The organism is Shinella sp. WSC3-e (genome assembly GCF_945994535.1).
GTDB lineage: Bacteria > Pseudomonadota > Alphaproteobacteria > Rhizobiales > Rhizobiaceae > Shinella > Shinella yambaruensis.
This window is the reverse complement of record NZ_OZ000530.1, coordinates 4,166,808-4,188,879: the sequence shown is the minus strand read 5'-3', so window position 1 is coordinate 4,188,879 and position 22,072 is coordinate 4,166,808. Positions and strand designations below refer to the sequence as shown.

Sequence of the window (22,072 nt, the reverse complement as noted above, 5' to 3'; positions counted from 1 at the left end):
GCCCGATCCATACATGACAGAACGCCCCGCCCGCCCTCTGCTCGCGGCTCTTGCCGCGGTGTCCGTCGCGGCGGGCGTTTTCGTTCTGGGACCTGCCCATTCCACCGGCCGCGGGCGCGATGATCTTTCCGAAAAGGATCGCAAGCGCGTCGCCGCGGTGACGGCGCTAACGACGGATTTTTCCAAGGCCGAAGCCTATGAGGCGATGTCCGGCGGGGCGGCGACCTCGCTTGCATCCGTCAACGTCAACAGCTTCTCCCACTTCTCCGAGAACATCACCTTCGCGGAGGAAGAGACGTTCAAGCTCGGCAATGCGCTCTTCCAGAAACTCTGGGTCTCCTCGCCCTCCTCCACCCAGGCCTCCGACGGGCTGGGGCCGCTCTACAATGCGCGCTCCTGCCAGACCTGCCACATCAAGGACGGCCGCGGCCATCCGCCGGAGGGCGCCGCCGAGGCGACGTCGATGTTCCTGCGCCTCGCCCGCGCGGCAAGGACGCCGGAGGACGAGGCGGCGCTGAAAAGTTTTCGCGAGATGAGCCTGCCGGATCCGATCTACGGCCGCCAGCTTCAGGATCTCGCCATACCCGGCCTCAAGGCCGAGGGCCGCATGGTGATCGACTATACCGAGGAACCGGTGACGCTTGCCGGCGGCGAGGTCGTCACGCTGCGCCGGCCGACATATTCCGTCGCCGATCTCGCCTATGGCGACCTCGATGCGACGACGACGCTCTCGCCGCGCGTCACCCAGCCGATGCTCGGCCTCGGCCTCGTCCAGGCGATCCACGAGGCGGATATTCTCGCCCTTGCCGACCCCGACGATAAGGATGGCGACGGCATCAGCGGCAAGGCGGCCATCGCCATCGATCCGAAGACGGGCAAGGAGGCGCTCGGCCGGTTCGGCTGGAAGGCGCAGTCGGCCACCGTGCGCCAGCAGAGCGCCGACGCCTTCGCCTTCGACATCGGCCTTTCGACGCCGGACGTGCCGCTGCACCAGGGCGACTGCACGCCGGCGCAAAAAGCCTGCCTCGACCGGCCGGACGGCGTGCAGAAGCGGCTCGGCGATGCCGAGGCCCCGCCGCCGGTGATGGACCTCGTCACCTTCTATGCGGAGAACCTTGCCGTGCCGGCGCGGCGCAAGGCGAGTTTCGCCGAAACGCTGAACGGCAAGCGCATCTTCTACGAGACCGGCTGTACACGCTGCCATCAACCGAAATTCGTCACCCGGCGCGATGCCGGCAACAAGGCCCATGCCTTCCAGCTGATCTGGCCCTATTCCGATTTCCTGCTGCACGACATGGGCGAGGGCCTTGCCGACGGGCAGGCGGTCGGCGTGGCGACCGGGCGGGAATGGCGCACGCCGCCGCTCTGGGGCATCGGCCTTACAAAAACCGTCAACGGCCATACGTTCTTCCTGCATGACGGGCGCGCCCGCAACCTCACCGAGGCCATCCTCTGGCACGGCGGGGAGGCTGAGGCGGCACGCGACCGCTTCGCCGCGCTGGAAAAACACGACCGCGACGCCCTTCTGACTTTTTTGGAGAGCCTCTGATGCCCATCCGGCGCCCCTCTTTCCGTCGTTTCGCCGCGCTTTTCGAAAGCATCGCGCCCACTTTTGGGGAGGCTCACCCCCCTCTGCCCTGCCAGGCATCTCCCCCTCAAGGGGGGAGATTGGATGGAACGCTGTCTCGCCTCTCTCTAGCGGTGCGGTTTGAGCAAGGTTCTTGCTTCTTGCCGATCTCCCCCCCTGAGGGGGAGATGCCCGGCAGGGCAGAGGGGGGGCGGCGGCGGCTGCCGACCCTGCTTCTCGCCGCCGGCCTGATGCTCTCCGCCGCCCTGCCGGCGCTGGCGCAGGAGGGCGAGGCGCCCGTGCCGCCCGCGCTGACGGACGAGAGCGTGGTCGGCATCATGACGCGCGCGGTCGACGAGGTGATCCGCCCCGGCTACCGCCGCTTCCAGGCCTCCGCCGGCACGCTCGCCGAAACGACCGCCGCCTTCTGCAAGGCGCCCTCCGAGGGCGGCCGCAAGACGGTCGACGATGCCTTCCGGCAGGCGGTTGCCGACTGGGGGCGCATCGAGATCGTGCGCATCGGCCCGGTCATCGACGACAACCGCTTCGAGCGCATCCTCTTCTACCCCGACCGCAAGAGCACCGGCCTGAAGCAGGTGCAGGCGCTGCTGCAGAAGGCCGACGAAGCGGATACGGACGCCGCGGCCATGGCCGGCAAGAGCGTCGCGATCCAGGGATTTGGCGCGCTCGAATTCGCGCTCTACGGCACCGGCGCGGAAACGCTGATGGCGACGCCGGACAGCTTCCGCTGCCGCTATGCCGCCGCCGTCGCCCGCCATATCGAGACGACGGCCGGTCAGCTCGTCGCGGCCTGGGACGCGCCCGACGGCGTGCAGCGGGACTGGAAACATCCCGGCCCGCAGAACCCGGTCTTCCGCACCGGCAAGGAGGCGATCACCGCGCTCCTCGGCATCCTCGTTCACGGCGCGGAGGCGGTGCGCGACCAGCGCATCGAGACCTTCTACCGCAACGGCGGCACGGCACGCCCGAAATCGGCGGTCTTCTGGCGTTCCGGCAACACCTGGACCTCGATCAACGCCAATATCGAGGGCCTGCAGACGCTGTTCGACACATCGGGCATGGCCGATCTCATCGATCCGAACTTCGTCTCCATCGCCGGCAATGTCGATTTCGTGTTGAAAGCCCTGCGCCGCGTCGCGCCGACCATCGATCCCGATATCGAAAAGGCCGTCTCGAGGCCGGAGGAACAGCAGAAGATCGCCTTCCTCCTCGTCAACACGCGCGACCTCATCCTGCGCCTCAACACCGAATATGGCGGGGCGATCGGGCTCGGCGCCGGCTTCTCCTTCGCGGACGGCGACTGATGCGGGCCGCTGGCACCCGGAGCGCGCTTGTCGACCGCCGCGCCTTCCTGCGCATGGCGGGCGCCGCCTGGGTCGCGGCGCTCGGGACCCGTCCGTCCTTCGCGCTGTCGCAGACCGACGCCGTCTTCGCGTCCGGCTACATGGAGCGCGACGGGAGCTTCGGCATCGCGGTGCTGGCCGAGGACGGCACACTCATAGAGAAGACGCCGCTGCCGGCCCGCAGCCACGGCATGGCCTTTTCGCCCGCGACCGGCCACCTCGTCGCCTTCGCGCGGCGTCCGGGTACCTTCGCGCTGGTCATCGACCGCGGCGGCGGGGCCGCGCCCATGACGATCGCCAGCGCCGAGGACCGGCATTTCTTCGGCCACGGCTGCTTCTCGCCGGATGGAAAAATCCTCTATGCCAGCGAGAACGATTTCGACGCCGGGCGCGGCGTCATTGGCCTCTATGACGCCGGCGACGGCTACCGCCGCATTGGCGAATATTCGACCTACGGCATCGGCACGCACGATCTCTCCGTCAGCGACGACGGCCGCCTGCTGATCGCCGCGAATGGCGGCATCGAGACCCATCCGGATTTCGGCCGCACCAAGCTCAATCTCGACCACATGGAGCCCTCGCTCGCCCTGATCGACGCCGCAACCGGCGCGCTCGTCGAGCGCCATGCGCTGCCGGAGACGCTGCGCCAGCTTTCCACCCGCCATATCGACCTCGACGATAAGGGGCGTATCTGGTTCGCCTGCCAGTACGAGGGGCCGCGCAACGACCTGCCGCCACTCGTCGGCCATTTCGCCAAGGGCGAGGACCTGGCGTTCCTCTCCCTGCCGGAGGAGACCACGATCGGCCTTGCCAACTATGTCGGCGCCATTGCGGTCAACCGGCGCGAGGGTCTTGTCGGCCTCACCTCGCCGAACGGCGGGCGTTTCGTCGTGCTCGAGGCGGCAAGCGGCCGGGTGCTGCGGGAGGAGGCCATCGCCGAGGCCGCCGGCATCGCCGCGGCGCCGCGGGGCTTTGCGGTCTCCTCCTATGACGGCCGCTTTGCCGGCAGCCGGGACGCCGTCGCCTGGGACCAGCACATCGCCGGCCTGATGCCGCGCCGCTGATCCCACCCCTGGACGGCCGCGCGCGCCGCGCTACCTCCCGGGCATGAAAAACAAGCCCCTCGTCTATCTCGCCTTCATCATCCTCGTACTCGGCGGCGGCCTCCTCATCGGAGCCAGCAACATTCCCGACGAATGGTACCGCTCGCTCGCCAAACCTGTCTTCACCCCGCCCGACTGGGTCTTCGCGCCGGCCTGGAGCCTTCTCTACACCATCATCGGCGTGGTCGGCGCCCGGACCTGGCTGACGCTGCGCCGTTCGATGGCGATGCGCCTCTGGTTCGCCCAGCTCGTCTTCAACTTCGCCTGGTCGCCCGCCTTCTTCGGCCTGCGCGACCCGGCATCCGCGATGATCATCATCCTCGGCCTGCTCATCTCCGTCGCCGCCTTCATCATCGCCTCCTGGCGGCAGGATCGCACGGCGGCGCTCCTCTTCGTGCCCTATCTCGCCTGGGTGGCCTTCGCGACGGCGCTGAACGCGGCAATCCTCCTCCTGAACTGAAAGGCGCTTGCAGTGCAGCATGCGCCGTGCAAACGTTCGGCCATCCTTGCCCATCCCGGCGGCGCGCCGGCAGACCTGGTTGCACCATGACCGATTTTCCACCGGCCGATTTCGCCGACCGCATCACCCGAAGCTTTGCCCGGCAGGCGGCGATGCGGCTCATCGGCGCCGAACTGACGCGCATCGAGCACGGCACGGTGGAGATCGAGCTGCCCTTCGACGAGAAGCTGACGCAGCAGCACGGCTTCCTCCATGCCGGCGTCATCTCCGCCGTGCTCGACACGGCCTGCGGCTATGCCGCCTATTCGGTGATCGACGCGGATGCCGCGATCCTCACCATCGAGTTCAAGGTCAACCTGATGTCGCCGGGGCGCGGCGAACGCTTCCTCTTTCGCGGCGAGGTCACCAAGCCGGGCTCCAACATCATCGTCGCCGACGGGCGCGGTTATGCCATCTCGGATGGCCCGGCAAAGCTCATCGCCTCGATGACGGGCACGATGATGGTGGTGCGCGGGCGCGAGGACATCGCCGGATGAGCGTTTCCCTCAAGGCCGTCGGCCTGCACCGCATCCTCTATGTCATGGCCGTCGACGCCGAATACGGCCCCCATCTGAAAGCCCGCATCACGCCCTTCATGACGGGCGTCGGCCCGGTCGAGGCGGCCGTGCAGCTGACGCTCGCGCTCTGCCACCTGGAAAGCGAGGGCAGTCTCCCCGATCTCGTCGTCTCGCTCGGCTCAGCCGGTTCGGCGACATTGGAGCAGACCGGCGTCTACCAGGCGACCTCCGTCTCCTATCGCGACATGGACGCCTCGCCGCTGGGCTTCACCCGCGGCGCGACGCCCTTCCTCGACCTGCCGGTGGAGGTGCCGCTTCCCCTTCGTATTCCCGGCATATCCGAGGCGCGCCTTTCGACCGGCGCCGACGTCGTCTCGGGCGCCGCCTATGCGGGCATCGACGCGGACATGGTGGAGATGGAGACCTTCGCGGAACTGCGCGCCTGCCAGGCCTTCGGCGTCAAGCTCGTCGGCCTGCGCGGCATTTCCGACGGCAAGGCCGAACTCAGCCATATCGGCGACTGGACGGAGTACCTCCATGTCATCGACGAAAAGCTCGCCGAGGCCGTCGACCGGCTGGAGGCGGCCATCGCCGACGGGACCGTCGTGCTGAAGGGCTGAAGATCCGGCATTTCCCCGTTGCGCGGCGGCAGGATTTTCATTAAAGGCTCGCCATGACCCAGACAGCTCATCCCGACAGCGTTCTCATCATCGATTTCGGCAGCCAGGTGACCCAGCTCATCGGGCGGCGCGTGCGCGAGGCAGGCGTCTATTGCGAGATCATCCCCTTCCAGTCGGCGGAAGAGGCCTTCCACCGCATGCAGCCGAAGGCGATCATCTTCTCCGGCGGTCCCGCATCGGTGCTCGACCAGGGCAGCCCGCGCGCACCGCAGGTCGTCTTCGATTCAGGCCTGCCTATCCTCGGCATCTGCTACGGCCAGCAGACGCTCGCCACCCAGCTCGGCGGCACCGTCGAGGGCGGCCACGCCCGTGAATTCGGCCGCGCCGACGTCGAGATCCTGAAGTCGAGCCCGCTGTTCGAGGGCTTCTGGGAGGTCGGCCGGAAATACCCGGTCTGGATGAGCCACGGCGACCGCGTCACCGTCGCGCCCGAGGGTTTCGAGATCATCGGCGTTTCCGAAAACGCCCCCTTCGCCATCTGCGTCAACGAGGCGAAGCGCTACTACACGACGATGTTCCATCCGGAAGTGGTGCACACGCCCGACGGCGCCAAGCTGCTCTCCAACTTCGTGCACAAGATCGCCGGCATCAAGGGCGACTGGTCGATGTCGGCCTACCGCGCGCGCGCCGTCGAGGCGATCCGCGAGCAGGTCGGCGAAAAGCGCGTCATCTGCGCGCTGTCGGGCGGCGTCGACAGCTCCGTCGCGGCCCTCCTCATCCATGAGGCCGTCGGCGCGCAGCTCACCTGCATCCTCGTCGACCACGGCCTGATGCGCAAGAACGAGGCGGCCGACGTCGTCGCCATGTTCCGCGAGCACTACAACCTGCACCTCATCCATGTCGACGCCGTGGACCGTTTCGTCGGCGAGCTGGAAGGCGTTTCCGACCCGGAAACCAAGCGCAAGATCATCGGCCGCCTGTTCATCGAGGTGTTCGAAGACGAGGCATCGAAGCTCGGCGGCGCGGATTTCCTCGCCCAGGGCACGCTCTACCCCGATGTCATCGAAAGCGTCTCCTTCACCGGCGGCCCCTCGGTCACCATCAAGTCACATCACAATGTCGGCGGCCTGCCCGAGCGCATGAACATGAAGCTCGTCGAGCCGCTGCGCGAGCTCTTCAAGGACGAGGTGCGCGTGCTCGGCCGCGAACTCGGCCTGCCGGACAGTTTCATCGGCCGCCATCCCTTCCCGGGACCGGGCCTTGCCATCCGCTGCCCGGGCGGCATCACCCGCGACAAGCTGGAAATCCTGCGCGAGGCCGACGCCATCTATCTCGACGAGATCCGCAAGGCCGGCCTCTACGACAAGATCTGGCAGGCCTTCGCCGTGCTGCTTCCGGTCCAGACGGTCGGCGTCATGGGCGACGGGCGCACCTACGAATTCGTCTGCGCGCTGCGCGCCGTCACCTCCGTCGACGGCATGACCGCCGACTTCTACCACTACGACATGAACTTCCTCGGCCGCGCCGCCACCCGCATCATCAACGAGGTTCGCGGCATCAACCGCGTCGTCTACGACGTGACGTCGAAGCCGCCGGGCACGATCGAGTGGGAGTGAGGGATCGCCGCCCGCGGCGCTGAACCTTCGGCCTGCAGAACGAGATTGAGCACAGCCCCGGCGCCCCGCGTCGGGGCTGTTGCCGTTTGACTTCCCGTCCGGCCGCAGCCAGCATGGACCTGTCTTCGCCTCCCAAAAAAAACCGGGCGGCGGTGTCACAGGCGGCGGCGCCGCCTCGTCATAGCGGTGTGTGAACGAAAAGGAGACTGGAATGTCACCCCGCATGACCGACTATTTCAAACGCGCCGAGCCGGCCTTCAAGGCGATGTTTTCCCTGGAGGCGGCGCTGAAGGCGAGCCCCCTCGACGCGCTGCTCGTGCATCTGGTGAAGGTGCGCGCCTCGCAGATCAATGGCTGCGCCTACTGCATCCACATGCATGTCGGAGAGGCGCTGAAGGACGGCGAGGACCCGACGCGCCTCCACCTTCTTGCCGGATGGCGCGATTCGCCGCTCTATTCGCCGCGTGAACGGGCCGCGCTTGCCTGGACCGAGGCCCTGACGCTGGTGGCCGAGACGCACGCCCCCGACGCGGACTGGGCGGCAGTCGAGGCCGCCTTCACGCCCGACGAGCAGGCATGGCTGACGCTCGCCATCGGCGCGATCAACATCTGGAACCGCGTGCAGGTCGGCTTTCGCGCCGTGCATCCGGTCGATCAGCGCGATGCCGCCTGATCCTTCCACCAGGGCCTTCGAGGCGCAGCGGCCGCGGCTGCTGCGCCTCGCCTACCGGATGCTCGGCACGCATGCGGAGGCCGAGGACATCGTGCAGGAGGCCTGGCTGCGCTGGCACCGCAGCGACCGCGACCGCGTGGCCGCGCCGGCCGCCTGGCTGACCCGCATCGTCTCGCGCCTCTGCCTCGACGCCATGAAATCCGCCCGCTTCCGCCGCGAGACCTATCCCGGCACCTGGCTGCCCGAGCCGCTGATCGAGCCGGCCGACGAGGAGATGCGCGCGGACAACATCACGCTGACGCTGATGGTGGCGCTGGAACGCCTCTCGCCGCTGGAGCGCGCGGCCTTCCTCCTGCACGACGTCTTCAACCAGCCGGTGGACGAGGTGGCGGCGACGCTGCAGCGCAGCCCCGCGGCGATCCGGCAGCTTGCCGCGCGGGCACGCGCGCATGTGCGGATCGACCAGCCGCGCTACGCGATCGCACGGGAAGACAGCCGGGCGATCGTGGAGGCCTTCTTCGAGGCCTGCCGCCTGGGGGATGCGACGGCGCTCGGCTCCATGCTGGCGGAAGACGTGACGCTCCGCTCGGACGGCGGCGGGAAGGTGATGGCCTTTCCCAATGCGATCCACGGGATGGATCGCCTGGTGCGCCTCTATCTCGGGCTTTCGCGCAAGCTCGGCGGGCGCATGGAATTCCTCGGCCATCTCGTGATCGACGGACTGCCGGGATTTCTCAGCCGGGTCGACGGCCACCTGCAGACTTCGGCGCTGGACATTTCCGGCGGACGCATCACGGCGATCTACATCACGCGCAACCCGGAAAAGCTGGCCGGGCTGACCGGCGCCTGACGGCTCAGAACCCGAAGGACTGCTGCGCCGGCGCCGGCGGGGCGAAGGAGACGCCTTCGAGCGCCAGCATCTTCAGTTTCGACGAGGCGCCGCCCGGGGCGGAGAAGCCGCCGACCTTGCCGCCGGCGGCGAGCACACGGTGGCAGGGAATGATGAGTGCCACCGGGTTCTTCGCCATGGCCTGGCCCACCTCGCGCGCGGCCTCCGGGCCGGCGCCGAGTTCGCGGGCGAGCGTGCCATAGGTCGTCGTCTCGCCCCAGTGCACCCGGCGGGCGGCGTCGTAGACCGCCCGAAAGAAATCGCTCTGGCCGGCAAGGTCGAGCGGCACGCCGGTGAAATCCGCCGCCTCGCCGGCAAAGTAGCGCCGCGCGGCGGCAACCGCCGCGGCGACGGCCGGCGGCGGCTCGGCGGCTTCCGCGTCGGGCAGGTGGCGCAGCAGCAGGCGGCGCGTGGTGTCGGCTTCCTCGCCCGGAAGCTGGAAGCGCACGACGCCCGCCGCCGTCCAGGCGATGCCGCAGGGGCCGCCGGCGGTGTCGAAGATCAGGTAGTGGGCCTTGCCGGTCATGGGATCGCTCCTGTTCCCGTTTTGTCACAAGATCGGGCTTCGCCCGGCCGCTTTCAACCCGTTTCCTGCCGGGTCTTGCGCCAGACGGCGCCAATTCGCATAACCGTCCCCAAAAAAGCGAAGCAGCGAGGAGACGACGTGGAACATTCGCAGATCATCATCGGCGGCGATACGGCAGGTATCGAATGGCGAATCCCGGTGTTCCGCTTCAAGGGGACCGACGCCGCGGCGCCTTCCGTCCATATCCAGGCCGCGCTGCATGCCAACGAACTGCCGGGCACCGCGCTCCTGCATTTCCTCCTGGAACGGCTGCGCAAGGCGGAGGACGACGGCGCGATCCGCGGCGACATCACCGTCATCCCGCAGGCCAATCCGATCGGCCTCGCGCAAGCGCATTTCGGCGAGATGGAGGGCCGGTTCGATCTCGGCACGCGGACCAACTTCAACCGCGACTTCCCGCTCGTGGCGCTCGGCGAGCGCGAAACGCTGCTGAAGGATATCGACCGCCGCAGCGCCGTCGACCGGCTGAAGCGCACATTGCTGCACACCGCGCTCGGCGCCGATCTCGTGCTGGACCTGCACTGCGACGACGAATCCCTGCAATATGCCTATATCGACACGGCCTTCTGGCCGGAGGCGGCCGATCTGGCGGCGGCCCTCGACATGGAGGCCGTGTTCCTTTCCGACGGCGAAAGCACCGCCTTCGAGGAGGCCGTCGGCCATGCCTTCAAGCGAAAGGGCGGCGAGACGCTTTCCACCGTCCCCGGCCGCCTCTCGGTGACCGTCGAACTGCGCGGCAAGCGCGACGTCTATCCGGACATGGCGAAGAGGGATGCGGCGGGCCTCTGGCGCTTCCTTGCCGGCCGCGGCGTCGTCGCCGATCCCGCCCATGCGGCAGGGGCCTATTCCGGCCCCGCCGTGCCGCTCGACAATATCGAGATGGTGCGGGCGCCGGAGCCCGGCACCGTGCTCTTCCATCGCGACATCGGCGAGACGGTGAAGGCCGGCGATCTGCTCGCGACGCTGATCACCCGGCCCGGCGCGCCGGACGGCACGCTTGCCGTGACGGCCGGCCATGACGGGCTGATTGCCACCCGCAGCTCCGCCCGTTACGCCCGGCGCGGCGACGACCTGATGAAGATCGCCTGCCACGAGGCGACGGGCAGGAACCGCAAGCCCGGCACGCTGGAGGACTGAGCCGCCCCACGCCGAAAGAAACCTGCGCGGGGCTGGCCTCGCCCCTCGCAATCGCCTTGCCGGAAGCAATATATAGGTGCGAGACCGGCGTGACGCGCGGGCCGCCTCGGGCGGCTTTGCAAAAGCGGCACGCACAAAGACGAGGCCGCCTTGGGATGATCCGCACGCATCATGTTTGAGACGCTCTCCGCCTACTGGCCGCATATCCTCGTCGCCCTGTCGATCCTCCTCGGCGTGCCGGCCGCCATCCATGCCACGATGACCAAGGAAGAGGTGCGCGCGGCGATCGGCTGGGTCGGCGTCATCATGCTGTCGCCGGTCGTCGGGCCGCTCATCTATGCCATCGGCGGGGTCAACCGCATCCGCCGCAAGACGCTGAACCTCAGCCGCGAGGGGCTGCTCGCCGCCGGCTGGCACCACATGGCGGAATACGACGTCTCGAATGCGTATATGCAGGTGGCCTATGGCGGGGCGCTCGCCGCCATGCAGCGCCTCGGCGATACGGTCGGCCGCTGCAAGCTGACCTCCGGCAACCGCATCAGCGTGCTGTCGACCGGTGACGAGGCCTATGCGGCCATGCTGGCCGCCATCGCGGCCGCGGAACGCTCCGTCCTGCTCGAAACCTACATCTTCGACCGCGATGCCGCCGGCGAGCGCTTCGTTGCGGCGCTGTCGGACGCCGTGGCGCGCGGCGTGCAGGTGCGCGTGCTGATCGACGCGGTCGGCGCGCGCTACTCGATCCCCTCGATCGTCTCCGACCTGCAGCGGGCGAACGTGCCGGCGGACGTCTTCAACGGCAACATCGTCATGGGCCTGCGCCTGCCCTATGCGAACCTGCGCACCCACCGGAAGATCCTCGTCGTCGACGGCAGCGTCGCCTTCACCGGCGGGCTGAACATCCGCGCCGGTTTCTGTGCCGAGTTTTCCGGCGAGGCGGCGGCGCTCGACACGCATTTCCGCCTGACCGGCCCCGTGGTCAGCGACCTCTTCCGCATCGCCTACGAGGACTGGCGCTTTTCCGGCGGCGACGAACTGGCGGGCGAGGCCTGGCAGATCGCCCCGCCGCCGGATGCGCCGGAAAGCGGCATGCTTGCCCGCGTCGTGCCGTCGGGCCCGGACAAGAGCCTTGAGACCAACCACCGCATGCTGATGGGGGCGGTCTCCGTCGCCAAGCGGCACATCCGCATCATGTCGCCCTATTTCCTGCCGGACCGCGAGCTGATCAGCGCGATCGTCACGGCGGCGCGGCGCGGCGTGGAGATCGACATCGTCGTTCCCTCCTCCAACAACCTGAAGCTCGTCGACCTCGCCATGACGGCGCAGTTCGACCAGATGCTGAAACACGGCTGCCGCATCTGGCGGGCCTCCGGCGCCTTCAACCATTCCAAGCTCACGGTCATCGACGGCGCCTGGTCCTATATCGGCTCGTCGAACATCGATCCGCGCTCGCTGCGGCTGAATTTCGAGGTGGATATCGAGGTGATCGACGCCGACTTCGCCGATCTGATCGACCAGCGCATCGCCGCCGCGCTGTCCGAGGCCGAGGAGGTCACGCTCGAGGACCTCAGGGCACGTCCCTTCGCCCAGCGCCTCGTCGAGCGCATCACATGGCTCGGCTCACCCTATCTGTAGGCCTGAACGAGCGCTCCCAGACGACCTTGAGGTCGATATGCGCCTTGATCGGCAGGTGATCGGACGCGACGCGGGCAAGCGGCGTGTCGTGCACCTCGACGGAGGTGACGAGATCGTGCGGATGGCCGAGCGCGCGGTCGAGCGCGAGGACCGGAAAGCGGGAGGGAAAGCTCGGCACCGCGCCGGAGGCGGGATCGAAGGTCGGCTGCAGGCGCGAGAGCGAGGACCGGCGGCCGACGCGCCATTCATTGAGATCGCCGACGAGCAGGGTCGGCATCTCCTCTTCTTCCGCGACGGAGGCGAGGATCGCCATGGCCTGCTGCTCGCGCGAGCGCTTCAGGAGGCCGAAATGGGCCGCGACCAGCCGCAGCTTGCCGACCGGCAGGTCGAGCGTCACGACCAGCGCGCCGCGCGGCTCGACGCCCGGCAGCTTCAATTGCCGCACGCCGCCGACGGCGCCCTTGCGGATCATGATCATGTTGCCGTGCCAGCCATGGCCGGTGGAGGAGAGCGCGGTGATCGGCACCGGGACGAGGCCGCAGTCCCGTTCGAGGATATCGAGGTTGAGCAGGCCGGAGCGCTCGCCGAAGCGCTTGTCCGCCTCCTGGATGGCGATGATGTCGGCGTCGATCTCGGCGATCACGTTCGCCGTGCGCTCCGGATCGAAGCGCCGGTCGACGCCCACGCATTTGTGCACGTTGTAGGACGCGATCACGGTATCGCCGGGGCGATTGTTCTCCGGCGGCCGATGGCCGCGGCGGTTGCGGATGGCCGTCAGCAATGCGGCCGGCATCAGCTTGTCGTTCGGCTTCCTGTCCACGTGTCCTTCCTTGTGGCCCCTCCATCATATGGGCGCTTTGCCCGCGTCGGCAACCTTTCACGGCCAAGAAGGTTCCGCGAAAATGGCTAGGGAAGAACGCTCACCTGCATTTTCGGGCTGTCGAGCAGGATGGTCGAGCGCAGCGTCTTGATCTCGCCGATCCGCTCGAACTCGCTCCACAGCAGCCGGCGGTAATCGGCGACGTCCTTCACGGCGATCTTCAGGAGGAAATCGAAATCGCCGGCGACCGTGTGGCATTCCACCACCTCCGGCATGCGCCGCACGAGATCGATGAAGCGCTCGCCGACGCGCGGGGCCGTGCGCTCCAGCGTCACCTCCAGGAAGGCCTGGAAGCCGATGCCGGCGGCGCGCGGATCGACGATCACCGTGTGGCGGATGACGCCGCCCGCCTCCAGCCGCGCCAGCCGGCGCGACAGCGGCGCCGGCGAGAGGCCGACCTTCTCGGCAAGCCGGTTGTTGGAGAGCCCGGCATCCTCGACGAGCAGGCGGATGATGCGCCGATCCGTCTGGTCCAGCGCCACCTCGTCGCCCGGCTTCCTGTCCATGTCCCGCCCCACGCAAAAACCTGCATCAATCTAGCAGCCGCAAGCAAGAAGACAAAAGCTTCTTGCGCCTTGTCCGCAATATCATGGTCGATTTTGCGACGGCTTTGGCCTAAACCGCTTGAGAGACACACCGCACAAGGAACCCGGCCATGTTCGACGCCCTCGCCCGCCAGCCCGACGATCCGTTGCTTGCCCTGATCGGCCTCTTCCGGGCGGACGAGCGCGCCGGCAAGGTGGACCTCGGCGTCGGCGTCTATCGCGACGAGACGGGCGCGACGCCGATCTTCCGCGCGGTGAAGGCGGCGGAACGGCGCCTCGTCGAGACGCAGCCGACCAAGGCCTATGTCGGCCCGGAAGGCGACCCGGTCTTCCTGGAGCGCCTCTGGGCGCTGACGACGGGGGACGCCGGCCGCGGCCGCGCCACCGCCGCGCTGCAGACGCCGGGCGGCTCCGGCGCGCTGCGCCTTGCCGCCGACCTGATGGCGCGCATGGGCACGAAGGGCATCTGGCTCGGCCTGCCGAGCTGGCCGAACCATGCCAGCATCTTCAAGGCGGCGGGCCTGGAGGTCGTCACCTATCCGTTCTTCGACGTCCCTTCGCAGACCGTGCTCTTCGACCGGATGATGGACGCGCTCTCCGGCGCCGCGCCGGGCGATGCCGTGCTGCTGCACGCGAGCTGCCACAACCCGACGGGCGCCGGCCTTTCGGCAGAGCAGTGGCGTGCCGTCTCCGATCTCGTCGCCGCGCGCGGCCTGCTGCCGCTTGTCGACATCGCCTATCAGGGCTACGGCCGCGGCCTCGACGAGGATGCCGCCGGGCTGCGCACGCTGCTGGCCGCCGTGCCGGAAGCGCTGGTCGCCGTCTCCTGCTCGAAGTCCTTCGGCCTTTACCGCGAGCGCACCGGGGCGATCTATGCGGCCTGCGGCAGCGCCGAGACGGCGCTGTCCGTGCGCAGCAACCTCGCCGCCCTCGCCCGCACCAGCTATTCCATGCCGCCGGACCATGGCGCGGCCATCGTGGCGACGATCCTCGGCGACGAGGCCCTGAAGGCGGACTGGATGGCAGAGATCGAGACCATGCGGCTGCGCATCACCGCGATCCGCGAGCGCCTCGCCGCCGGCCTTTCCGGCCGCTGGCAGGTGCTGACGGCCATCCGCGAGCAGGAGGGCATGTTCTCCCTGCTGCCGCTGGAGGAGGCGGACGTGCTGAAGCTGCGCGCCGAGCACGCGATCTACATGCCGACCTCCGGCCGCATCAACATTGCCGGCCTCAAGTCGGCCGAGGTCGATGCCGTCATCGAGAAGTTCCGGAGCCTCTGAGGACACGATGTCTGTCGAAACAGCCGCCCGGCCCGAGCGCCATTCCGCCTACGAGGATGCCATCGCCATCATCGTCGGCACGATGTTCATGGCGCTCGGCGTGGTGATCTACACCAAGGCCGTGCTGCTCGCCGGCAGCACGGCGGGCCTTGCCCTGCTCCTGCAATATGCCAGCGGCATCGGCTTCTGGTGGCTGTTCTTCGCCATCAACCTGCCCTTCTACGTCCTCGCGGTCAGAAAGCTCGGCTGGGCCTTCACCCTGCGTACCTTCGCGGCCGTCACGCTCGTCTCGATCTTTACCCGGCTAACCTCTGAGCTCGTCTCCTTCTCCCATCTCGATCCGCTCTATGCGGCCGTCATGGGCGGGGCGCTGTCCGGCACGGGCCTGCTCATCCTCTTCCGCCACCGCACGGGGCTCGGCGGCATCAACGTGCTGGCGATCTACCTGCAGGACCGTTTCGGCATCCGGGCCGGCTATTTCCAGCTCGCCGTGGACCTTGCCATCCTTGCCGCCGCCGTCTTCGTCATCCCGCTCGACCGCCTCGCGCTCTCCGTGCTCGGCGCCGTCGTCGTCAACATGACGCTCGCCATCAACCATCGCCCGGGCCGCTATCTCGGCGTGACGTGACGCCGGGCGCAAAACCGCTGCGCACTCTTGACGGAATCGCTCTATGAAGGCGGCGACCATCAAACGAAGGAGACAGGCGTGACCGTCATGATCTACGGCATCAAGAACTGCGACACGATGAAGAAGGCCCGGACCTGGCTCGACGCCAGGGGCGTCGCCTACCGTTTCCACGACTACAAGGCCGAAGGCATCGATGCGGCGAGCCTGGCGCGCTTCGTCGACGCGCTCGGCTGGGAGACCGTGCTGAACCGCGCCGGCACCACCTTCCGCGCCCTGCCGGATGCCGACAAGCAGGATCTCGATGCGAGGAAGGCGATCGCGCTGATGCTTGCCCAGCCCTCGATGATCAAGCGCCCGATCCTCGACCGCGACGGCGCCCTGACGGCGGGCTTCAAGCCGGAGATCTACGAAACGCTTTTCTGAGCTTAGAGCGTTTCCACTTTTCCTTGAATCGCGAAAATGCTCTATCTCTTTGTTTTTACGCAATTCCGGACGCAAAACCGCTGCGCACTTTTGCTGGAATTGCTCTACGGCCAGGCGGCATAGGAGGTTTCCGCGCGCACCTGCCGGCTGGCGAGCCCCGCCCGCCGGGCGCGCGGCGAGACGCCGGCCAGCCGCTTGAAGAACCGGCTGAAATAGGCCGCATCGCGAAAGCCGAGCGCTTCGGCGACCTCGGCGATCTGCAGGCTCGACCCGTCGAGCAGCATTTCCGCCTCCATCATCAGCCGCGCATGGATCAGCTCCATCGGCGAACGCCCCGTGGCGCGCCGCACCGCCGTGTTCAGCCGGTCCGGCGTCACGCCCAGCACGGCGGCATAGTGGGCGAGCGGCCATTGCTCGCGCATGTGCAGTTCCACGAGATGCAGGAAGCTGCGCACGGTGGCGCGCGGCGAAGGCTTCGGCTTCTCCGTCGCCGGATTGGCGCGGCGCCAGATGGCGATCAGCAGGAGGGCGAGGTGATGACGCACCACCTCCTGCATGCCCGCCGCGTTCTCGCGCAGTTCCGCCTCGATCGTCTCCACCGTCTGGAGCATCTTTCTCGCATCCGCCAGCGCCAGCTTGGCGCCGAGGATCGGCCGGGCGATGGCATCGCGCACGTCGGCGAAGATCGCGCCCGTCGGCATGGCGGGGCCGAGCGCCAGCTCCGGGATCGCCAGCGCCGCCCCCTCCGCGCCGGCATCGAAGAGCACCGTGCCACGCTCGCCGGCCGGCGCCCAGACGATGGAGGGGCCGGAAAGTCCGAGATCCGCCGGCCCGAGCGACACCCGCCCGCTGCCGGACAGGAGGAGAAAGACGCGGTTGCGCCCGCCGCGGAAGGTCCAGCCGGATTGCGACAGCGCCCCGCGGAAGAGCCGCGCCTCCGTCGGCAGCGGCGGCGTAGCGGCCGCGGCGCGATGCTGCGGCGCGAGGGCGTCCTGAAAGGGCATGGCGAGATCTCCTTGCCGTGAAAAGTACAAGTATCTCTTGTAAAAGTCTATTCCGCCCTGCCCCGCCTGCGGCTAACCTTTCATCCGTCAAGCAGCGACAGAAGGCCCGGAGGAGAACGTGGCCGCTGCCCGCCTTGGCGCGACGCCTGCCGAAGAGCAGGCCTTTTGGGAGGAATCGACGATGAAATCTCTGCAACGCAGGCACGTCCTGCGCGTGATGGCGGCTGCCTCGGCCCTCTTGGCGACGGGCATCGCACCGGGTGCGCTTGCCCAGGACCGCACCTCGGTGAAGATCGGCTATGCCATTTCCAAGACCGGCCCCAATGCCGGCGGCGCCGGCATCACGACGCTGCCGAACTACCAGCTCTGGGTCAAGGACGTGAACGATGCCGGCGGGCTGGAACTGCCCGACGGCACGAAGCTGCCGATCGAGGTGATCGAATACGACGACCGGTCCGCTTCCGAGGAACTGGTGCGCGCCGTCGAGCGCCTGGCGACGCAGGACGAGGCCGACTTCATCCTCGCGCCCTGGGGCACGGGCTTCAACCTTGCGGCCGCGCCGCTCTTCGACCGCTACGGCTACCCGCAGCTCGCCGTCTCCTCCGTCACCGACAAGGCGCCGGATTTCGTCAAGCGCTGGAAGAGGAGCTTCTGGATGCTCGGCGGCGGCCATGACTATGCGGGCGCGCTCGCCGGCCTCATCAAAAAGGCCGCCGCCGACGGCACGCTCAACAACAAGGTCGCCATGGTCTCGGTCGCCGACGGCTTCGGCATCGACCTCGTGACCGCCGCGCGGCCGGCCTTCGCGGACGCCGGCATCGAGCTCGTCTACGACAAGACCTACCCGGTCGGCACGTCGGACTTCACGCCGATGATCAACGAGGCGAAGGCGAGCGGCGCCGACAGCTTCGTCGCCTTCTCCTATCCGCCGGATACCTTCGCGCTGACCCAGCAGTCTCAGGTCGCCGATTTCAATCCGAAGCTGCTCTATCTCGGCGTCGGCACGGGCTTTCCGGTCTATGGCAAGAACAATGGCGACAACGCCACCGGCATCATGAGCCTCGGCGGTATCGACCCGGCGAACGAGGCGAACGCCGCCTATCGCAAGCGCCACGAGGAAGTGACCGGGCAGGGTCCCGACTATTGGGGCAGCGTCATCACCTATGCCTCGCTGCAGATGCTGCAGGAGGCGATCAAGCGCAAGGGCCTCGACCGCGAGGCCGTTTCCGCGGAACTGTCGACCGGCACCTTCCAGACCGTGCTCGGCGAGACGAAGATGGAAGACAACCAGCTTCGCACGCTCTGGTGGACCGGCCAGTGGCAGAACGGCCAGTTCGTCGGCATCGCGCCCGCGGACCGCGCCGGCGCCAGCCAGCCGATCCTGCCGCGGCCGGCGTGGAAGAAGTAGCCGTACGCCTCGCGAGGGGATCGAAGGGCGCTCCGGCGGACCAAAATGTGCCCCTCACCCTGCCCCTCTCCCCGCAAGCGGCAGGCGAATTGCATATGGAATGAGGCGACGCGTCTTTCCCCTTCTCCCCCGCGGGGAGAAGGTCGCGGCAGCGGGATGAGGGGGTGGCGCAGACGTCAGACGATGTGCAAGCCCCCTCATCCGGCCCTTCGGGCCACCTTCTCCCCGCAGGGGAGAAGGGGAAAGCAGCAGCGTGCTGTCATATGCAATTCGCCTGCCGCAAGCGGGGAGAGGGGACTTGCCTCACGAGCGGGAATTGCTCGGGAAAACCGACGCGGCATATCTCCTTCTCCCCGTTCACGGGGAGAAGGTGGCCGGCAGGCCGGATGAGGGGCATTCTGTCATCGACTGAAAACGGCGCGGTGCATGCCACCGGCCGACAAATGTAAGGAGCGGCCATGCTCGTCACGGCCTTGTTGTCCGGGCTCGTGCTCGGCGGAACCTATGCGCTGGTCGCGATGGGGCTGACGCTCCAGTACGGCATCGCGCGCATCATGAATCTTGCCTATGGCGAGACGATCATCGCGGCGGCCTTCCTCGCCTATGTGCTGTTCAGCGGCCTCGGCATCAATCCGGTGCTCGGCCTTCTTGCCGCCGTGCCGCTCGGCTTTGTCTTCGGCTATCTCGTCTACGGCCTGATGATGCGCCCGCTGGTGCGCCGCGCCAAGAGCCGGGAGACGCTGGAGATCGACTCCATCCTCGCCACCTTCGGCCTGCTCTTCGTCATCCAGGGCGTCATGCTCGTCTTCTTCGGCAGCAACTATACGAGCTACAGCTATCTCAACATCGGCGTCAGCGTGCTCGGCACCACGATCGCGGCCAACCGCCTCCTCGCCTTCGCGCTCGCCATCGTCCTCGGCGGCGGGCTGTACCTGCTGCTTACCCGCACCCTCTGGGGCACGGCGCTGCGCGCCGTCGCCGTCTCGCCGACCTCCGCGCCGCTCGTCGGCATCGATGTCGAGCGCGCGGCCCGCACGGCCTTCGCCATCGGCGGGGCGCTGGCGGCCGCCGGCGGCGTCGTCATCTCCATGTACCAGACCTTCACCGCCACGGCCGGCGTCGTCTTCACCATGAAGGCGCTGATCGTCGTCATCATGGGCGGCGTCGGCAACATTCTCGGCGCGCTCTTCTCCGGCCTGCTGCTCGGCCTCGTCGAGACCTTCGTGGCGACCTATGTCGATCCCGGCCTGACGCTCGCCGCCACCTACCTCATCTTCCTCGCCATCCTGCTCTGGCGCCCCGCCGGCCTCTTCGGGAGGAGCGCGCGATGACGGCACGCACGCTTCTCGGCCTCCTCGTCGCCGGCCTCGTTCTCGCCGCGCTCGCCGCCCTGCCCCTCTTCGCCGGGCCCTATGCGGTGACGCTGATGATCGGCATGACCGGCTATGTGGTGCTCGCCACCGCCTGGGGCCTGTTCTCCGGCCCGACGCGCTATGTCTCGCTCGCCACCGTCGCCTTCTTCGGCATCGGCGCCTATACGGTCGGCGTCCTCAGCGAGACGCTGCCCTATCCGCTCGTCCTCCTCGTCGCGGCACTGATCGGCCTTGCCGTGGCGCTGGTCGTCGGGCTCTCGACGCTCCGGCTTGCCGGCGTCTATTTCGTGATCTTCACCTTCGGGCTTGCCGAACTCATCCGCCAGCTCGTCACCTGGTACGAGGTCAACGTGACGGGGACGCTCGGACGTTACATCTTCCTGCCCGTGACGCCGGAGGGCATCTACTGGCAGCTGCTGGCGCTCGCCGCCGCCACCTTCCTCTTTTCCTGGGGCGTCGGCCGCACGCGCTGGGGCCTCGCGCTGAAGGTCATCGGCGACGACGAGGTGGTGGCGAGCCATTGCGGCATCGACATCACCCGGCTCAAGCTCGCGCTCTTTGCCGTCAGCGCCGTGATCATCACGCTCGTCGGGGCCATCCAGGCGCCGCGCTGGACCTATATCGAGCCGAGCATCGTCTTCAACCCGACCATCTCCTTCCTGACGCTGATCATGGCGCTGCTCGGCGGGGCGGACCGGCTGTGGGGCCCGCTGCTCGGCGCCATCCCGCTCTTCCTGCTCTTCGAGTGGCTTTCCGCCAACTTCCCGAACCACTATCCGATCATCCTCGGCCTCGTCTTCATCGCCATCGTCTTCCTTCTGCCGAAGGGCGTGCTGGCGGCCGTCGAAAGCCGGCTAAGGAAAGGCGGTGCGCGATGAGCGAGCTTCTTGCGCTGAGCGGCCTCACCAAGCGCTTCGGGGGGCTCACCGCCGTCAATGCCGTCTCCTTCTCGCTGGAGCGCGGCGAGGTCGTCGGCCTGCTCGGCCCGAACGGCTCCGGCAAGACGACGGTGCTCAACATGATCTCCGGCTTCCTGCCGCCGACCGGCGGGCGGATCGCCCTCAACGGCGAGGCGATTTCCGGCCTCGGCCCCAATCGCATCGCCAGGAAAGGCGTCGCCCGCACCTTCCAGCTCGTGCGCGCCCTTCCCTCGCTGACGGTCGGCGAAAACGTCGTCACCGCGCTTGCCTTCGGCCGCCGGACGCTCTGGGGCAAGGCCGCCCACGAGGTAGCCCAGACCCACCTTGCCGCCGTCGGCCTTGCCGGGCGCGCCGACCAGCCGGCCGGCGCGCTCACCTATATCGACCAGAAGCGCATGGAGCTTGCCCGGGCGCTCGCCGCCGAGCCGGAGCTGCTTCTGCTCGACGAATGGCTCGCCGGCCTCAACCCGACGGAGCTTCGCACCGGCATCGACCTCATCCTGTCGCTCAAGGAGCGCGGCATCACCGTGCTCCTCGTCGAGCATGTCATGGACGCGATCCGGGCGCTCTGCGGGCGCGCCATCGTCATGAATGCCGGACGCAAGATCGCCGACGGCCCGACCGCCGAGACGCTGCGGGACCCGGAGGTCGTGCGCGCCTATCTCGGAGACGGTCATGCTTGAGATCCGCGACCTTTCCCTCCACTACGGCCCGCACCTCGCCCTCGACCGGATCTCCGTCACCGTCGGCAAGGGCGAGACCGTCGTCATGCTCGGCGCCAACGGCGCGGGCAAGTCTTCCCTGCTGAAGGCCGCCGCCGGCCTCGTCCGGCCCGATCCCGGCGCCGATATCCGCTTTGCCGGCGGCGACATTGCCGGCCGGCCCGCCCATCTCGTGCTCGAGGCCGGCATCGCGCTGGTGCCGGAGGGCCGCGGCGTCTTCGGCGACCTGACGGTGGAGGAGAACCTTGCCCTCGGCGCCTATGCCCGGCGCGCCCGCGCCCATGGCAAGGCGAGCCGCGAGCTGGTCTACGGCCTCTTCCCGAAACTCGCGGACCGGCGGCGGCAATTCGTCAACACCATGTCGGGCGGCGAGCAGCAGATGGTGGCGATCGGCCGCGCACTGATGTCGAAGCCCGACCTCTTGATGCTCGACGAGCCGAGCCTCGGCCTTGCCCCCGTCGTCGTCGGCGAGCTCTTCGCCGCGCTCGGCCGGGTGCGCGAGAGCGGGCTGGCGCTCCTGATCGTCGAGCAGAACGTCAAGATGAGCCTTTCGATCGCCGACCGCGGCTACCTCCTGGAGGCAGGCCGCATCGTCGGCGAGGATACCGCAGCAGGACTGATGAACGACGACGCGGTGAAGCGCGCGTTCCTCGGCGCAACCGTCTGAATGTCAAGCAGGGAGCAA

The 22,072-nt window shown here is 68.1% G+C and carries 23 protein-coding genes; 19 read left to right on the top strand and 4 right to left on the bottom strand.

Annotated features, from left to right (window positions below; translation table 11 throughout):
- Nucleotides 1–13 precede the first annotated feature (13 nt).
- From AABF56_RS20540 to AABF56_RS20500, 9 genes are all read left to right on the top strand, one after another.
- The gene (locus AABF56_RS20540) at nucleotides 14–1,549 is read left to right on the top strand and encodes a di-heme oxidoreductase family protein (protein ID WP_272807355.1); all 1,536 of its coding nucleotides are present in this window, start codon (nucleotides 14–16) and stop codon (nucleotides 1,547–1,549) included.
- A 206-nt stretch (nucleotides 1,550–1,755) separates the two neighbouring features.
- On the top strand, nucleotides 1,756–2,892 hold the full coding sequence (locus tag AABF56_RS20535; protein WP_272807354.1) for an imelysin family protein: 1,137 nt from the start codon (nucleotides 1,756–1,758) through the stop codon (nucleotides 2,890–2,892).
- On the top strand, nucleotides 2,892–3,995 hold the full coding sequence (locus AABF56_RS20530; RefSeq protein WP_272807353.1) for a DUF1513 domain-containing protein: 1,104 nt from the start codon (nucleotides 2,892–2,894) through the stop codon (nucleotides 3,993–3,995). Before AABF56_RS20535 ends, AABF56_RS20530 begins: the two co-directional genes overlap by 1 nt.
- 43 nt (nucleotides 3,996–4,038) lie before the next feature.
- Nucleotides 4,039–4,494 (top strand): TspO/MBR family protein, encoded by a 456-nt coding sequence (locus tag AABF56_RS20525; protein WP_272807352.1) that lies wholly within the window; start codon nucleotides 4,039–4,041, stop codon nucleotides 4,492–4,494.
- 86 nt (nucleotides 4,495–4,580) lie between these two features.
- Nucleotides 4,581–5,030, top strand: a complete 450-nt coding sequence (locus AABF56_RS20520) for a PaaI family thioesterase (RefSeq protein WP_064332323.1) — start codon at nucleotides 4,581–4,583, stop codon at nucleotides 5,028–5,030.
- On the top strand, nucleotides 5,027–5,671 hold the full coding sequence (locus tag AABF56_RS20515; protein WP_272807351.1) for a 5'-methylthioadenosine/S-adenosylhomocysteine nucleosidase: 645 nt from the start codon (nucleotides 5,027–5,029) through the stop codon (nucleotides 5,669–5,671). Before AABF56_RS20520 ends, AABF56_RS20515 begins: the two co-directional genes overlap by 4 nt.
- A gap of 53 nt (nucleotides 5,672–5,724) precedes the next feature.
- Complete coding sequence (gene guaA / locus AABF56_RS20510) at nucleotides 5,725–7,287, top strand: glutamine-hydrolyzing GMP synthase (protein ID WP_272807350.1); 1,563 nt, start codon at nucleotides 5,725–5,727, stop codon at nucleotides 7,285–7,287.
- A gap of 211 nt (nucleotides 7,288–7,498) precedes the next feature.
- On the top strand, nucleotides 7,499–7,960 hold the full coding sequence (locus AABF56_RS20505; protein ID WP_272807349.1) for a carboxymuconolactone decarboxylase family protein: 462 nt from the start codon (nucleotides 7,499–7,501) through the stop codon (nucleotides 7,958–7,960).
- Nucleotides 7,950–8,810: a sigma-70 family RNA polymerase sigma factor gene (locus tag AABF56_RS20500; RefSeq protein WP_272807348.1), complete on the top strand. Its 861-nt coding sequence runs from the start codon at nucleotides 7,950–7,952 to the stop codon at nucleotides 8,808–8,810. The genes AABF56_RS20505 and AABF56_RS20500 overlap by 11 nt, the downstream gene beginning before the upstream one ends.
- A gap of 4 nt (nucleotides 8,811–8,814) precedes the next feature.
- Here AABF56_RS20500 and AABF56_RS20495 read toward each other — a convergent pair whose 3' ends face one another.
- Nucleotides 8,815–9,375 (bottom strand): methylated-DNA--[protein]-cysteine S-methyltransferase, encoded by a 561-nt coding sequence (locus AABF56_RS20495; protein ID WP_272807347.1) that lies wholly within the window; start codon nucleotides 9,373–9,375, stop codon nucleotides 8,815–8,817.
- Between the two features lie 138 nt (nucleotides 9,376–9,513).
- Between AABF56_RS20495 and AABF56_RS20490 the strand changes: the two genes are divergently transcribed.
- Both AABF56_RS20490 and AABF56_RS20485 read left to right on the top strand, forming a co-directional pair.
- Nucleotides 9,514–10,572 carry a succinylglutamate desuccinylase/aspartoacylase domain-containing protein gene (locus AABF56_RS20490; protein WP_272807346.1) on the top strand — a complete coding sequence of 353 codons (1,059 nt, stop codon included), beginning with the start codon at nucleotides 9,514–9,516 and terminating at the stop codon, nucleotides 10,570–10,572.
- Between the two features lie 171 nt (nucleotides 10,573–10,743).
- On the top strand, nucleotides 10,744–12,204 hold the full coding sequence (locus tag AABF56_RS20485) for a phospholipase D-like domain-containing protein (protein ID WP_272807345.1): 1,461 nt from the start codon (nucleotides 10,744–10,746) through the stop codon (nucleotides 12,202–12,204).
- Here AABF56_RS20485 and AABF56_RS20480 read toward each other — a convergent pair.
- Both AABF56_RS20480 and AABF56_RS20475 read right to left on the bottom strand, forming a co-directional pair.
- Nucleotides 12,176–12,997: an endonuclease/exonuclease/phosphatase family protein gene (locus tag AABF56_RS20480; RefSeq protein WP_272807544.1), complete on the bottom strand. Its 822-nt coding sequence runs from the start codon at nucleotides 12,995–12,997 to the stop codon at nucleotides 12,176–12,178. The two genes, AABF56_RS20485 and AABF56_RS20480, sit on opposite strands and share 29 nt — an antisense overlap.
- A gap of 113 nt (nucleotides 12,998–13,110) precedes the next feature.
- Nucleotides 13,111–13,590, bottom strand: coding sequence for an Lrp/AsnC family transcriptional regulator (locus AABF56_RS20475; protein WP_064332264.1), 480 nt, complete (start codon nucleotides 13,588–13,590; stop codon nucleotides 13,111–13,113).
- Between the two features lie 149 nt (nucleotides 13,591–13,739).
- Here AABF56_RS20475 and AABF56_RS20470 point away from each other — a divergent pair, with 149 nt between their 5' ends.
- From AABF56_RS20470 to AABF56_RS20460, 3 genes are all read left to right on the top strand, one after another.
- A complete protein-coding gene (locus AABF56_RS20470; protein WP_272807344.1) occupies nucleotides 13,740–14,909 on the top strand; it encodes an amino acid aminotransferase in 1,170 nt (389 codons plus the stop codon).
- 7 nt (nucleotides 14,910–14,916) lie between these two features.
- On the top strand, nucleotides 14,917–15,537 hold the full coding sequence (locus tag AABF56_RS20465; protein ID WP_272807343.1) for a YitT family protein: 621 nt from the start codon (nucleotides 14,917–14,919) through the stop codon (nucleotides 15,535–15,537).
- 78 nt (nucleotides 15,538–15,615) lie between these two features.
- Nucleotides 15,616–15,960: an ArsC family reductase gene (locus tag AABF56_RS20460; protein WP_272807342.1), complete on the top strand. Its 345-nt coding sequence runs from the start codon at nucleotides 15,616–15,618 to the stop codon at nucleotides 15,958–15,960.
- 104 nt (nucleotides 15,961–16,064) lie between these two features.
- On the opposite strand, the gene AABF56_RS20455 is transcribed toward AABF56_RS20460, so the two are convergent.
- Entirely contained in the window at nucleotides 16,065–16,964 is a 900-nt protein-coding gene (locus AABF56_RS20455) for a helix-turn-helix domain-containing protein (RefSeq protein ID WP_272807341.1), read from the bottom strand.
- A gap of 181 nt (nucleotides 16,965–17,145) precedes the next feature.
- Here AABF56_RS20455 and AABF56_RS20450 point away from each other — a divergent pair, with 181 nt between their 5' ends.
- The 5 genes from AABF56_RS20450 (at nucleotide 17,146) to AABF56_RS20430 (ending at nucleotide 22,054) form a co-directional block, all read left to right on the top strand.
- Nucleotides 17,146–18,372, top strand: coding sequence for an amino acid ABC transporter substrate-binding protein (locus tag AABF56_RS20450; protein ID WP_272807340.1), 1,227 nt, complete (start codon nucleotides 17,146–17,148; stop codon nucleotides 18,370–18,372).
- Between the two features lie 458 nt (nucleotides 18,373–18,830).
- Nucleotides 18,831–19,703 (top strand): branched-chain amino acid ABC transporter permease, encoded by an 873-nt coding sequence (locus AABF56_RS20445; protein ID WP_245083356.1) that lies wholly within the window; start codon nucleotides 18,831–18,833, stop codon nucleotides 19,701–19,703.
- On the top strand, nucleotides 19,700–20,623 hold the full coding sequence (locus AABF56_RS20440) for a branched-chain amino acid ABC transporter permease (protein ID WP_272807339.1): 924 nt from the start codon (nucleotides 19,700–19,702) through the stop codon (nucleotides 20,621–20,623). Before AABF56_RS20445 ends, AABF56_RS20440 begins: the two co-directional genes overlap by 4 nt.
- A complete protein-coding gene (locus tag AABF56_RS20435; protein WP_272807338.1) occupies nucleotides 20,620–21,348 on the top strand; it encodes an ABC transporter ATP-binding protein in 729 nt (242 codons plus the stop codon). The genes AABF56_RS20440 and AABF56_RS20435 overlap by 4 nt, the downstream gene beginning before the upstream one ends.
- Nucleotides 21,341–22,054, top strand: coding sequence for an ABC transporter ATP-binding protein (locus tag AABF56_RS20430; RefSeq protein WP_272807337.1), 714 nt, complete (start codon nucleotides 21,341–21,343; stop codon nucleotides 22,052–22,054). Before AABF56_RS20435 ends, AABF56_RS20430 begins: the two co-directional genes overlap by 8 nt.
- Nucleotides 22,055–22,072 lie beyond the last annotated feature (18 nt).

Excerpts from the sequence above, each read along its gene's own strand:
- AABF56_RS20540 (WP_272807355.1), top strand. The coding sequence starts at position 14 with ATGACAGAACGCCCCGCCCGCCCTCTGCTCGCGGCTCTTGCCGCGGTG.
- AABF56_RS20535 (WP_272807354.1), top strand. The coding sequence starts at position 1,756 with ATGCCCGGCAGGGCAGAGGGGGGGCGGCGGCGGCTGCCGACCCTGCTT.
- AABF56_RS20530 (WP_272807353.1), top strand. The coding sequence starts at position 2,892 with ATGCGGGCCGCTGGCACCCGGAGCGCGCTTGTCGACCGCCGCGCCTTC.
- AABF56_RS20525 (WP_272807352.1), top strand. The coding sequence starts at position 4,039 with ATGAAAAACAAGCCCCTCGTCTATCTCGCCTTCATCATCCTCGTACTC.
- AABF56_RS20520 (WP_064332323.1), top strand. The coding sequence starts at position 4,581 with ATGACCGATTTTCCACCGGCCGATTTCGCCGACCGCATCACCCGAAGC.
- AABF56_RS20515 (WP_272807351.1), top strand. The coding sequence starts at position 5,027 with ATGAGCGTTTCCCTCAAGGCCGTCGGCCTGCACCGCATCCTCTATGTC.
- guaA (WP_272807350.1), top strand. The coding sequence starts at position 5,725 with ATGACCCAGACAGCTCATCCCGACAGCGTTCTCATCATCGATTTCGGC.
- AABF56_RS20505 (WP_272807349.1), top strand. The coding sequence starts at position 7,499 with ATGTCACCCCGCATGACCGACTATTTCAAACGCGCCGAGCCGGCCTTC.
- AABF56_RS20500 (WP_272807348.1), top strand. The coding sequence starts at position 7,950 with ATGCCGCCTGATCCTTCCACCAGGGCCTTCGAGGCGCAGCGGCCGCGG.
- AABF56_RS20495 (WP_272807347.1), bottom strand. The coding sequence starts at position 9,375 with ATGACCGGCAAGGCCCACTACCTGATCTTCGACACCGCCGGCGGCCCC.
- AABF56_RS20485 (WP_272807345.1), top strand. The coding sequence starts at position 10,744 with ATGTTTGAGACGCTCTCCGCCTACTGGCCGCATATCCTCGTCGCCCTG.
- AABF56_RS20480 (WP_272807544.1), bottom strand. The coding sequence starts at position 12,997 with ATGCCGGCCGCATTGCTGACGGCCATCCGCAACCGCCGCGGCCATCGG.
- AABF56_RS20475 (WP_064332264.1), bottom strand. The coding sequence starts at position 13,590 with ATGGACAGGAAGCCGGGCGACGAGGTGGCGCTGGACCAGACGGATCGG.
- AABF56_RS20470 (WP_272807344.1), top strand. The coding sequence starts at position 13,740 with ATGTTCGACGCCCTCGCCCGCCAGCCCGACGATCCGTTGCTTGCCCTG.
- AABF56_RS20465 (WP_272807343.1), top strand. The coding sequence starts at position 14,917 with ATGTCTGTCGAAACAGCCGCCCGGCCCGAGCGCCATTCCGCCTACGAG.
- AABF56_RS20455 (WP_272807341.1), bottom strand. The coding sequence starts at position 16,964 with ATGCCCTTTCAGGACGCCCTCGCGCCGCAGCATCGCGCCGCGGCCGCT.
- AABF56_RS20450 (WP_272807340.1), top strand. The coding sequence starts at position 17,146 with ATGAAATCTCTGCAACGCAGGCACGTCCTGCGCGTGATGGCGGCTGCC.
- AABF56_RS20445 (WP_245083356.1), top strand. The coding sequence starts at position 18,831 with ATGCTCGTCACGGCCTTGTTGTCCGGGCTCGTGCTCGGCGGAACCTAT.
- AABF56_RS20440 (WP_272807339.1), top strand. The coding sequence starts at position 19,700 with ATGACGGCACGCACGCTTCTCGGCCTCCTCGTCGCCGGCCTCGTTCTC.
- AABF56_RS20435 (WP_272807338.1), top strand. The coding sequence starts at position 20,620 with ATGAGCGAGCTTCTTGCGCTGAGCGGCCTCACCAAGCGCTTCGGGGGG.
- AABF56_RS20430 (WP_272807337.1), top strand. The coding sequence starts at position 21,341 with ATGCTTGAGATCCGCGACCTTTCCCTCCACTACGGCCCGCACCTCGCC.